The 12,293-nt window shown below is 42.2% G+C and carries 9 protein-coding genes; all 9 read left to right on the top strand.

Translation table 11 applies throughout. The annotated features are described in order from the left end of the window. Positions 1 to 38: 38 nt before the first annotated feature. The 9 genes from AC0YN6_RS11425 to AC0YN6_RS11465 all read left to right on the top strand — a co-directional run bounded on the left by AC0YN6_RS11425 (position 39) and on the right by AC0YN6_RS11465 (position 12,232). A complete protein-coding gene (locus AC0YN6_RS11425; protein WP_475746970.1) occupies positions 39 to 935 on the top strand; it encodes an AraC family transcriptional regulator in 897 nt (298 codons plus the stop codon). A 222-nt stretch (positions 936 to 1,157) separates the two neighbouring features. Next, on the top strand, positions 1,158 to 2,981 hold the full coding sequence (locus AC0YN6_RS11430; RefSeq protein ID WP_475746971.1) for a sensor histidine kinase: 1,824 nt from the start codon (positions 1,158 to 1,160) through the stop codon (positions 2,979 to 2,981). Next, positions 2,959 to 4,563 carry a response regulator transcription factor gene (locus tag AC0YN6_RS11435; RefSeq protein WP_475746972.1) on the top strand — a complete coding sequence of 535 codons (1,605 nt, stop codon included), beginning with the start codon at positions 2,959 to 2,961 and terminating at the stop codon, positions 4,561 to 4,563. Before AC0YN6_RS11430 ends, AC0YN6_RS11435 begins: the two co-directional genes overlap by 23 nt. 120 nt (positions 4,564 to 4,683) lie before the next feature. After that, positions 4,684 to 6,186: an ABC transporter substrate-binding protein gene (locus AC0YN6_RS11440; protein ID WP_475746973.1), complete on the top strand. Its 1,503-nt coding sequence runs from the start codon at positions 4,684 to 4,686 to the stop codon at positions 6,184 to 6,186. Between the two features lie 74 nt (positions 6,187 to 6,260). After that, positions 6,261 to 7,142 carry a carbohydrate ABC transporter permease gene (locus AC0YN6_RS11445; RefSeq protein WP_475746974.1) on the top strand — a complete coding sequence of 294 codons (882 nt, stop codon included), beginning with the start codon at positions 6,261 to 6,263 and terminating at the stop codon, positions 7,140 to 7,142. 18 nt (positions 7,143 to 7,160) lie between these two features. Beyond that, positions 7,161 to 7,988 (top strand): carbohydrate ABC transporter permease, encoded by an 828-nt coding sequence (locus AC0YN6_RS11450; protein WP_475746976.1) that lies wholly within the window; start codon positions 7,161 to 7,163, stop codon positions 7,986 to 7,988. A gap of 46 nt (positions 7,989 to 8,034) precedes the next feature. Beyond that, entirely contained in the window at positions 8,035 to 11,214 is a 3,180-nt protein-coding gene (locus tag AC0YN6_RS11455) for a glycosyl hydrolase (RefSeq protein WP_475746977.1), read from the top strand. Positions 11,215 to 11,415: 201 nt separating this feature from the next. After that, positions 11,416 to 11,922, top strand: a complete 507-nt coding sequence (locus tag AC0YN6_RS11460) for a hypothetical protein (RefSeq protein ID WP_475746979.1) — start codon at positions 11,416 to 11,418, stop codon at positions 11,920 to 11,922. A gap of 34 nt (positions 11,923 to 11,956) precedes the next feature. Beyond that, positions 11,957 to 12,232: a hypothetical protein gene (locus AC0YN6_RS11465; RefSeq protein WP_475746980.1), complete on the top strand. Its 276-nt coding sequence runs from the start codon at positions 11,957 to 11,959 to the stop codon at positions 12,230 to 12,232. Positions 12,233 to 12,293 lie beyond the last annotated feature (61 nt).

Raw genomic sequence — 12,293 nt, forward strand, 5'->3', positions numbered from 1 at the left:
CTACAAAAAAAGTAAGACGATCTGCTAAGGAGGCAGGAATGGAATTGTCTACACTAAAAGGTAATGAATATTTCGAGGATAGAGAATTCCCTTTCTTCATTCAACGCTACCAAATAAAAAAAGGTGAGGTTATTGCCCCGCATACACATGACTTTGTTGAGTTTGTGTATGTGGTTAAAGGCGGAGCTATGCACGAAATGGCAGAACAAAGGTATCCTCTTGCAACTGGAGATGTGTTCGTTATCGAGCCTAATACCTACCATAGTTATTTTAACTCCATTGCAGAAGAAACTGTTGTATACAATCTCTTATTTGAGAAACAATTGCTGCAGAGAGAGCTTGGCATACTGCTGCAAATACCAGCCTTTATCAATTTCTTTTATCTCGCTCCTTTTCTAAGGAAGAACGCTTCTTTCGTACCTTATATTTCTTTAAACGAATATCAACGGGGACAGCTAGAGTTACTCCTTCAAAAAATTCACTATGAATATCACGAAAAACCGATCGGTTATCAGCTCGTCATTAAGACAAGTTGGATCGAATGTTTAGTATTGTTAAGTCGCTATCAGGAAGATAACGGAAGCAGGGATAGCAGCCAGCTGCATAAAGAGGAGTGGATGAGTTCTATTCTACATTTTGTAGAACAAAATTATTTGCAGCCGTTGACTTTGGATCAATTAACTCGTACATGCGGCATGAGCGTATCCTCCTTCACCTCAAAATTCAAAAAGGCGACAGGCATGAGCTTCATGGACTACAAGCACGCCTTGCAAATCAGGCATGCATGCGATTTATTGAAAAACGATCGAATCAAAGTCGTTGATGTCGCTTATAGTTCCGGGTTTCAAGACGTCAGCTTCTTCAATCGGATTTTTCGAAAGCATATGAGTATGACCCCTAGACAATACCGCCATAATCATCATCATTTTGACTAACTGATGTCGGAGATCTATGAAAGCCCGCGAAAATCGCGGGCTTTTCTATGTGCGCCTAAGGTTAGCCTGTGTTGGAAGAGGTTGCTAAAGAACAAAAATCCATATTGATGCTAGACTAAATAATAGACACGGATTATGCTGAATTCTGAAGATTGAACGGAGGCAAGAAGCTTAGTCTATATTACGCGGATGGAGTTAATAGATGAAAAAGGGTGTGATAATATGCGATCTTTCGTGAGTTTTAAACAAAAACTAATTATGACTTATATGATTTTTATCGTACTGCCGTTATCCATTCTTGGCTTTGGGGCCTATTATTTTTCTAGCCAGGCCATGGAAAAGAAGGTCAGTGATTTTGCAGAACAGGTGGCGTTAAGCTCAGCTTCCAGTGTTAAAATGTATATTCAGGAACTGGAAAAATTCACGTTACAGCCTTATTATAGTCGCGATCTGCAGGATATGATGACCATCGAGCAAACCTCAAACTCCTTGTCCGAGCTGGATAAGAAAGAGATTATCGAGAAAAATTTCAGCTTGTGGCAGTCCCAGCGAGATAGCGTAGAGCGAATTTATTACTTCGCCTTTCCGGATACGGATCATAAGCAAGTTTATAATCAAGGCTATCTCCCACCGGATTTCACTGTGGAAATGATGCCGTGGTATAAAGAATTCAGTAAATCCAGTGATAACATTACATTTCTCAGTCTACATAAACCGATAACAACTAATTATTACAACGAGGTTAATGATGAGGAAAAAGTTTTTTCTTTAGTACGCAAAATTCACAAGTCAACCACGATGCTGGAATATGCCGGTTATTTCGAGGTTGACTTCAAGCTCGATGATATTAATAAAATGATGGATTTGGTGAATCTCGAGAAGAACGGCTCTTTCATCATCATGGACAACGATCAACAAATCGTGTATGCACATGATTCCGTAGACGAACAGATTTTGACTAATCTCCCTGTCATAACGGCTGAGCAACAAGGACAGCAAATAATAAAAATCGGCGGGCAAAAGAATATTGTGGTTTACAGCCAAGTTGGTCAATATGGTTGGACGGTTGTCGGTTATGTGCCAGTTGCTGAAATCGTAGAGGGTATTGTCAGTGTGCGCAATTCCATGATCTTACTTGGCCTCGTTTGTGTTATTATAGCAATCGTTATTTCCACAGGGATTTCCTATCAGATCACGAAGCCGATTTACCGCCTTATAGCATTGATAAAACGAGTGGAAATGGAAGATTTTCAAATCGAATATATTAATCCTCCACGTAATGAAATCGGTCATTTAATCCAAAGTATTATTCGGATGAGTCGTAGATTGGATGAAACGATTCGTAATCTTTATCAAGCTGAAATTGTTCGGAAAGAGAGTGAGCTACAGGCTCTCAAGTCGCAAATAAATCCGCACTTCATCTTCAATACGCTCGAAATGATCAAGATGAAGGCAGAAATCGATGAAGCTGATTCCACCGTCGAAATGATCACTGCTTTAGGGAAATTGGTGAAGTCATCAGTTTTTGTTGGAAACGATTTCATCACCTTTCGTGAAGAAATGGCCTATTTAAAAAACTATTTTTACATTCAGGAAAATCGCTACGCCACTCGATTTGAAATGATTGTTGAAGTGGAAGATGCTATTCTCGATTGGTACTTACCCAAAATTATGATTCAACCGCTCGTCGAAAATGCCTTCTATCACGGTCTGGAGATGAAACAGGGGAAAGGAAAACTAAGCGTAATTGTACAAAAACAGCTGAATCACGTGAAGGTTCAAGTTATCGACGATGGCCTCGGCATATCCAAGGAACGGCTTGAACAGCTGATGCTGCAATTCCAAAATAGTATGTCCTACACGGCTATGTCCAAGAAAAGTATTGGACTTGCGAATGTATATGCACGTATGCAATTGTATTTCGGCAGCGATTATAGGATGGAGATAAAGAGTGAACAAGGGGCAGGTACGGAGATTACTTTGACGCTGCCACTTATCCAAAGTGAAAGTGAGGTGAACGTCTATGTATCGCGTAATAATCGTTGATGACGAAGCTGTCATTCGACAAGGCATTAAGAAAATTATTCAGCGTTTTGCCCCGGAGTGGGAGGTCGTTGGTGAAGCAGAGGATGGGATCTCGGGATTGCAACAGATCTTGCGTTTACATCCGGATCTCGCAATTCTGGATATCCGGATGCCAGGGCTTACCGGGATTGAATGTTGTGAGCAAATTAATGCCCAATCCCCACGCATTCATCGAATCATCTTGACAGCTTATCAAGACTTTCAACTTGCCAAGCAAGCTATTCGTCATGGGGTGCTGGAGTTCATAAACAAGCCATTGGATCGCGAAGAGCTGCTCCAGACGTTAATTAAAGTGGCAGCGTTAGTAGATGAGAAACGGCAGGAACAAACCGAGCTGATCGCCCTTCAACATATAGCTAACCAAGCCGCTCCATTGGCTAAACAATTATATTATCAGCAGTTTCTATTCGGGAATGACATCAATGATCTGGAGCAATTCATCGTCAATACAGGGAAATCCGTACCCTTTAAGAATGATAGCGATCAGATTATATTACTTGCTGTAAGTCCGGATTGGCTAGAAAAGGATTCATTCTCCCATTTCGACATCGAACTGTTCCTATATGGACTTACTAAATTTGTACAGGAATGGTACGCGACTCAACTGCAAGGGGTTATTTTGCAAGATCATGCAGGTCAAATTATTGTCATTCTTAACTATGCGGGGGACACTGCTGAGCTTGCTGCTGAGCAGGCGGCACAGCAGGCAAACGAGCTGAAAGAGGGAATACGCGAATATTTCAAACGAACGGCGACTATTGGAATCAGCGGTATCCACTCTTTTAATGAAACCCCGAAGGCATATCAAGAAGCCTCTCTTGCAGTTACTTATCGTATTGTTTATGGTGGGGATCAGGTTCTGTCGTATAATACACTGCACGCGAAGCGGAATATACCTGTCCATTTGCTCGAGCAAATAGAAGTGTCTTTGGAGCATCTGATGCAGGGGAATGAGCAAGCCTCCTATGATGTTCTGAATGATATTACTTCCTCAGAGTTCATAGGGCCCACCGAGCTAAACAGAATCATCATCCATTATATGCTGCGGTTAACGGTTCAAATCAAACAAATGGATTTGGACGTCAATCAAATAAGCGGTAAATCATTGCAAATCCGGTTATCAGAGCTGGAATCTACGATAACGCGCTCTTCCTTAATGGATAAGATCAAAGCAATGATCCATGAACTATGCAATATCATTAATCAGGAACGCAGTCACTTGGATCTCCCGCTAGTAGAGAAAGCGAAGCAATATGTAAAAGATTATTTGTCCGAAGGGGTTAGTCTGCAGTCTGTTGCGGATTATCTTGGGATGAATGCCAGCTACTTCAGCCGCTGGTTCAAATATTCAACAAACGGAAATTTTGTAGATTTCCTTAAAGAATGCCGTATTGAGAAAGCAAAAGCGTTGATTCAGGAGGGAACTTACAATCTTCAGGAAATTAGCGCGTTAATCGGCTATGCGGATGCGAAGCACTTTTACCGTGTATTTAAGGAGCGTACGGGCTATACGCCTTCGGAATATAAAAAGCATATCCTATAATGGGGTAAAGAAATTCACCCTAAAGTAAAATCTACACCTCTATAAGACGCGTCTCGGGTCATGTAACATAAATACCAGATAGATGAATGCGCTTTCTAAACTGAACTTAGGGGGATTTGAATGAACATTCTTATGAAAGCAAAAACACTTCCGGTAATGCTGCTGACGCTTACTTTGGTTTTAGGCGGCTGTTCCAGCAACACGTCCAACAATAACACACCAGATGATAACGAAAAGGCGCCAGCAGCTTCTTCTGATGAGCTCACATGGACAGGCACCATTACGATGTATGCTCAGTCATACACACCTGAAGCCAAAAACATAACTGGCTTAAAGGATCAGCGTATGCTGCGCGAAGTAGCCGATGAATATGAGAAAGCTCACCCTGGAATCAAAATTAAATTTATAGACGAAGAGTTTAAGGATTACACACAAACAGTTCGTGTAAAAGCAGCGGCTGGCGAATTGTATGATGTTTTCTGGGGGCAATGGGCTGAGCTAAACAATACTTTCCCCAAAGGGATTGCAGAAGATTTAACGGAATACTTCAACATGCCAAATCCTTATATTCCAGATAAACCAACTTGGCAGGATGCGATGAATCAAACGGTTGTGAATGAGACCGTCGCGCCGGATGGTAAGCATTATAACATTAATGGAGATTATGTTGCGACGGCATTCTTCTATAATAAGGATCTATTCGATAAAGCGGGCATTACAGAAGCTCCAAAAAGCTGGGCAGGTTTAATTGAAACGAGCAAGAAACTGCAAGAAGCTGGCATTGTTCCGATGTCGCAGGCCCCAGATTATGGCTGGTTTCAAAGACATTTTCTGACGGATTTTTATTCCGAGGAATTCGCAACCATTTCTGATTTTGACAAAAATCCCGGTATTTCTTCCTTGGATCAATCTGTAGCTATTTCAAAAGGCATCCTGAGTACTAAAGATGATCGTTTTATGGGCTGGTGGCCTTTATTCAAAGAGCTTACTGATTTGTGGAAAAAAGATTATTTGACCGCTGAACCCGGCATTGTAAGCAGTAGTGCAAGAAACGATTTTCTAGCAGGGAAGACGGCGATTCTCTATGATGGAAGCTGGGTGCCGAATAACGCTAAAGACGCTAATATCAGCTTTAATTTATCATCCTTTAACTTCCCAGTGTTAACTACTGCGGACACTCCATTCAGCACGGGAGAAGATGCTTCAGGAGCAGTTGGCGGACCGAATGCCGCTTTCCAATTCGCAATTGCAACGAAGGAAGCAAACGCAAGCATGAAGGAAGCAGGCAAGAAAGAAGCGGTATTGAATTGGCTGCAATTCGTAGGAACGCCTGCAAACGTTGAAAAAGTAGTCAATGAGCATGGAACATTCGTTCCGACTTGGCCAGATACAAAGCCTGACGAAAGCATGGCCGAGCTATCAAGCCAAGCTTCAAAAGAGCTTAAAGCTATCAGTGTCGGCGACTCATCTCCAAGCCTGAACAAAAACCTGCAAAGAATATTCGGCTTATATTTAAGCGGCAATATTGATTTTGACAAAGCTAAAGGTTCGGTACAAAAGGAACTGGATGCTGCAATCAAAGAATATGAAACGAAAAACAACGCGGATTACAGTCAATATTAATTTTGGATAAGTAAAAGGGAGCTTGCTTGAAATCGCTCCCTTTTGTCTTTTCTTTAAGGAAGGATAGCTGCTTAATGAAAATAAAAGATAAACACAAGCTTGCGCTAACCGGATATGGCTTTATTTTACCGACCTTCGTATTCTTGATCTGGTTCATGTATTATCCGGTTTATCAAGCTCTAAGCGGTGCTTTTACGAACTGGGACGGATTCAATGCTCCGCAATTTATCGGGCTCGATAACTTTAAACGGATGCTCACCGATGAGGTGCTAAGTCAATCAACCGTTAATGCTTTAATATGGGCTCTGTTATCGATCGTTTTAGCTATTATACCGCCTTTTGTTGTAGCGGAGCTTATTTTCCACATCAAAAAAGTTCGCATCCAATATATCTATCGAACCTTATTCGTAATACCTATTATAATTCCTGGTATTGTCACGGTGTTACTCTGGCGTTTCCTGTACCAAGGGGATGGCGCGATAAACCAGATATTGGATATGGTTGGATTAGGTTCATTACAGCAACTATGGCTGGGTGATCCCCAGATTGCCCTATATTCTATTATTTTCATGGGGTTTCCTTGGATCAGCGCTTTTAATATGCTTATATTTTATTCGGGACTGCAAGGAATATCGCAGGAAGTCATTGAAGCAGCGAAGCTCGAGGGGGCCACGGGATGGAAGCGGGTATTTAAGCTGGATATTCCACTATCACTGCCTCAGTTCAGGCTGATTATTATCTTATCCTTAATAGGAAGCTTGCAAAATATTATTCCACCGCTCATTATGACCAATGGGGGGCCGGGGTACTCTACCTATGTTCCGATTCTTCATATGTATAACGTCTCTACGGTAAACGGTGAATTTGGTTATGGTATGTCCGTTGCCCTTGTCATGTTTGTAGTAATTTTGTTGTTTACGATTCTCAACATGCGATTGATTAAATCTGAATCCTAACCAAAGGAGGACTCACATTTGAAAAGTATCCGGCTGCCATCCGTTGGACAATGGGTCTTAATTATCTTGCTCTTCTTCTCTATGCTGCCTATCTATTTCATTCTCGAAAATTCAGTCAAAACACCTATCGATTTTGCAACGAGCACCTTAAATATTCCAAAACACTTTGAATGGAACAACTATGCAGTTGCTTGGGATAAAATAAACACGTCAATTCTGAATTCAGTAATAATTATTGTCGTCAGTGTGCTGTTTATTATTATTTTTTCTTCTATGAGCGCATATTCCTTTGCAAAGCTTAAATTTCCGTTTAAAAACGCCTTGTTCTTATTGATTTTCAGTTTGCTTCTGATACCTGGTTTTCTAACGTTGATTCCGCTTTATCTACAGATTAAAAAGCTGGGGATCTCCGACAGCTACTGGGCGCTTATTTTGCCCTATATCGCGGGTGGTCAGGCTTTTACCATCTTCGTGTTAAAAACATTTTTCGACCAGCTGCCAGGTGAGTTGTTCGAGGCCGCACGAATAGACGGCGCGGGTAACATAAGAGTCTATACTACTATTGTACTTCCGTTATCCGTTCCTATTTGCACGACTGTAGGCATTATTAATATCGTCAACCTGTGGAACGATTACTTGCTGCCTTCACTCTTACTCGATCGCGTTCATCAGACGTTGACCGTAGCTCTCGTATCCTTTGAAGCTTCCGCAAGCAATTACGGCTTGAGCGATTACGGAGGAATGATGGCGGCTTATGTTTTAGCGTCCATTCCGCTCTTAATCTTGTTCTCTGTGTTGATGCGTAACTTCGTAGAAGGTATTGCGAGCGGTTCGATAAAAATGTAATCAATTAACGATCACTATATATGGATAGAAGAAAAGGAGAATAACAATGGACTTTGCCGGATTAAAAAATCAATTTGTGGATCCTTCTGCGACATATCGTCCACAGCCCTTTTGGTTTCTAAATCATGATTACAAGCATGAAGAACTGGTGTGGCAGCTGGATGAAATGAAGGAGAAAGGCGTTGGAGGCGTTGTTCTTCATTCACGGCATGGCAAAACGGTCGAATACATGTCACGTGAATATTTGGACATGTTGGCATTTTGCGTGGATGAGTGTAAGAAAAGGGATATGGTGGTATGGCTTTACGATGAGGATAACTGGCCAAGCGGCACGTTCGGCGGGAAACTGACAAGACAGCATCCTGAATATCGAATGCGCTACTTGCGCATGGAGGAAAGCCGGCACGTAGGTGGAGAAGAGGCTGTACTAGTAAACTTTCAGCAGGAAGAAAACAATGAACTCATTTCCATCTTAGCCTATAGGGTGCTAAGTCAAGAGGGCGAGGCCGTAGTTCTTGATAAGAATCCAACTGATGTGACAGAGCTTTTGGGACAATATTGGACACCTCCCGGCAAGGGCGAGTACATTGTGATTGCTTGTTGGGAATGTGAAATTGCCGAAAAGGTAACTTTTGGAGCAGGGTACTATCTGGATACGATGAATCCAGAAGCGGTGCAAGCTTTTGTTCAGGCGGGATACGAGCCTTTTCTCGAGTTACAGGAGGAATTCGGCAAAACGATACATGGGATATTCACGGATGAGCCAGGACTGATGATTCACGACGGATTCTTCGGGACATCAGCGATACGTACGAATGTACAGACGTTAAAAGGCAATTTGTCGGGTTATGTTTTGGGGTGGACAAGAAACTTACTGACACGTTTTGAAGCGGAAATGGGTTATTCATTAACGCCTTTGCTCGGCGCGCTTTTATACGAGCTTGAGGATGTTAGTCATAAAGTACGTGAAGATTATTACAGTGCATTGACCAAATGGTATGTCAGCGCATACCACAGTACGTTGAGTGAGTGGTGCGGGACTAGAGGAATGGCTTACATCGGCCATACACTGGAAGAACCGCTTTGGGGGCAGGCGCGTTCGCAAGGTAACCAGACTATGGTTTTGCAGCAGTTTCATTATCCTGGCGTGGACTATTTGACCAAAGGTATAGGGACAAAGGAGAATCCATATCGAATCTTATCGGTGAAATGTGCATCGTCAGTCGCTCGCTTGGAAGGGAAGCCGAGAGTGATTTGCGAAGCCTTCGGGGCGAGCGACCATAGTTATTCGATGCGTGACCGTCGTACGGATACGAATTTCATGGCGTTCCTTGGCGTGAATCTGTTTATGCCTCATGCTTTTTACTATTCGTTTGAAGGTTATCGCAAAACCGATTTCCCGCAAACAGAGTTTTACCATGCACCGCATTGGGAGCATTACAGAGAATTCTCCGACTATAGCGCCCGTTTGAGCATGCTGGGAAGCCTAGGTAATCAGGTATCGGATATTCTGCTTGTGTCGCCTATACATAGCGTGTATCAAGAGATGTTCCGCGATGGAAAAGATTACACGCAACTGCCAGTAGATGAAATGTTTTCCTTCCTCTCGGATCGAATCATTCGCAATCGGCTCAATTTTGATTATGTGGACGAGTGTCAGCTTGCGGAAGCTGTACCCGCTCTAGGGGAATTATTTTTCCCAAAATGCGAGGATGGGTTCTCTACTGTTATTTTGCCATCGATGAAGGTAATGGGGCTCAAAACAGCTGAGCGATTGCTGGAGTTTGTTATGTCAGGCGGGGCGTTGATCGTGATCGAAGAAATTCCGGTTCACAGCACCTTGATCGCACATGACCCCAAGCTGGCTGTGTATATGGATAAGTTGTTTCCAAACCGAAATGCTGTTGGCGACTGGCAGGGATGTGGCAGCGGTAAAACGTTATTCATGACGGCTGATCAGGTTCAGAGCGACGATGCAGCGGGTTTGTGCAAACAAATACGGAATATCGGTGTAGGGCTCGATCTCTGTGAACGTTGGATTGTCCCACAGGAGAGCAGCGAGCATGTCGTGATGTCGGGAAGACGGCTCTCCAATCAATTGTATACCTGGATATTTAACTGGTCCGAATACCCTGTAGAGCTTCAATATGATGCTGCACCGGGGGAACGATTAGAGGAATGGAATCTAGAAACGGGTGAAATCCGTCTGCTATCGGGGCAAGAAATACAACATTTCCAGATCGCGCCTGGGCAAATGCGAATTGTAGTTCGTGCAGCGGGAGCCTATTCACCGAGTGATACAGCCCTCCCGGCTAGCTCGGAGATATGGGATACTACAGAATTGTCTCCGGAATGGAATTTCCAGTTGGAAGATCCTAACGTGCTCATACTGGATCGCTGGGAGGTCACGTTGAATGATCGTCAAGCCAGAATGGTTGCAAAAATGCCGGGGCAGGTAAACACGTTCAGGAAGAACATTCGTGTAGAAAGATCTCTAGTAGAAGCGTTGACGACGAGAAGCTCCGATTCTGATCCGAAGGACCGCTGGAAAGACGGCTTGCATTTAGTGCTTGATGATTTACAGCAAACAATCCAATCGCATATAGGATTCTTATCACGTCGACGAAGCTTGGAAATTTTCGTGAATGGTGTGCGTTTACCGGCGCTGGAACCAGCGGAGTGGCAGGATCGGTTTTATCATTGGGTGGATATTTCATCTTTCCTTCGAGAAGGGGATAATGAGATTGAGATTCTAACTTTCTCATTGCTCGAGCCCATGCCGGGCTTCGCCTACCCTGCTTTCCTTATAGGAGAGTTCGGATTAACGGAGACCGAATCGCTGACGATTCCAGAATCTTGTTTATCGGGTTACTGGACAGAATCAGGATACCCTTATCTATCCGGAAAAGCTCTATATAGTCAAACATTTGACTGGACCCAGGTAAAGAGAGCTGGGGAGAGCGACGGGAGTGAGATTTCAGTCGAATTGGATGTCGAGGACATCAAAGAGACAGCGCGGCTAAGGCTCAACGGTAAAGATGCGGGAGTAAGGCTTTGGCCTCCTTATAAATGGGATGTTACAGATTTGCTCGTGCCGGGCATGAATAAAATCGAGCTGCAAGTGGCTAATACGCTTGAAAATATATATGGAAAACATAATCTTGCCTCCGGTATCGGCGGCAGGGCCAAGTTACATGTATATAAAATCGAAAAAAACGATAACTAAATAAGTGCGAAGGAAAAGGCAGCCGAATTTATATATTCGGTTGCCTTTTGTCTTTTCAACTTGTGTAATTCGCTTCTTAAGGCTGTCACGATAAAATAGAGAGCAAGATCAAGCCTAAATGAGGTATAATTGGGTTAAAGTGTAAATTTAATGTTTTCAAGAATTCAAAATGTTTTCAAAAAAAGATAAAGGTGGACACATATGAAGAAGGGATTATTAATTGTCATTGTTTTATGGTTTTTAGCTGGATGCAGCAGCGTTTCCGACAATGATCTTATTCGTAATTTTAAAGACAATATAAATGAAGGTGTGAATCTATTCACATCAGTTAATTATGATTTTGTAAGAGATAAAAAAGTGATAAACGATATTGATAAACCGGATAAACTATTGGAAACGCCAATTATGATTCGAATTTTTGTTGAGACAATAAATAAAGGTAAGCAGTCCGCAGAATCAATTGAGATAAAACTTATGGGGCCTACGCCATTTTTACATGAGAATTCAACTGGTTATGGTGGCGTTACTAATGGTGTTCTAAATAAAGATAACACTTATGAATATTTCTTTACGTTCACATTTGCTAAAGAGGAAGATCTTCGATCATTCATTAATCAAACATCTGTGAGTGTAACTTGGAATGAAAATCAAGTTAAAAAGGAAATTAAAGTAAACCTGCCTAGTCATCCGATTCAAGGTAATCAATAATTACCAGTTCAACCCTGAAAATGAAGGAGGGTATATGAAATTTATTGCAAAGCTAAACTTATGGTCGTTCCTTTTTATGCTGTTTTGCTGGGCAATGTTTTTTATTCCGCTATCTCTGCCAGCAAATCCGGTTAATCGGCATTACATTATCTTGATTGCGTCTGTTCTTGTTTTTTTATTAAGTGTTGTGGGTCTAGCAGGGGTTAAAGATTGGAAATCAGCCACACGATCAACCATTGCAATTCTGGGTTCTATTCTTTTATTTTTGATTGAATGTTTGGTGGTTTTTGTGGGGGGACTATTAGTTTAATTAGTCATTGTAACAACATCGATTCTCTTAAAAAAAGCTATTGGACTTCATGCCGAATAGC

The sequence above is a fragment of the Paenibacillus sp. J22P15 genome (assembly GCF_056269345.1).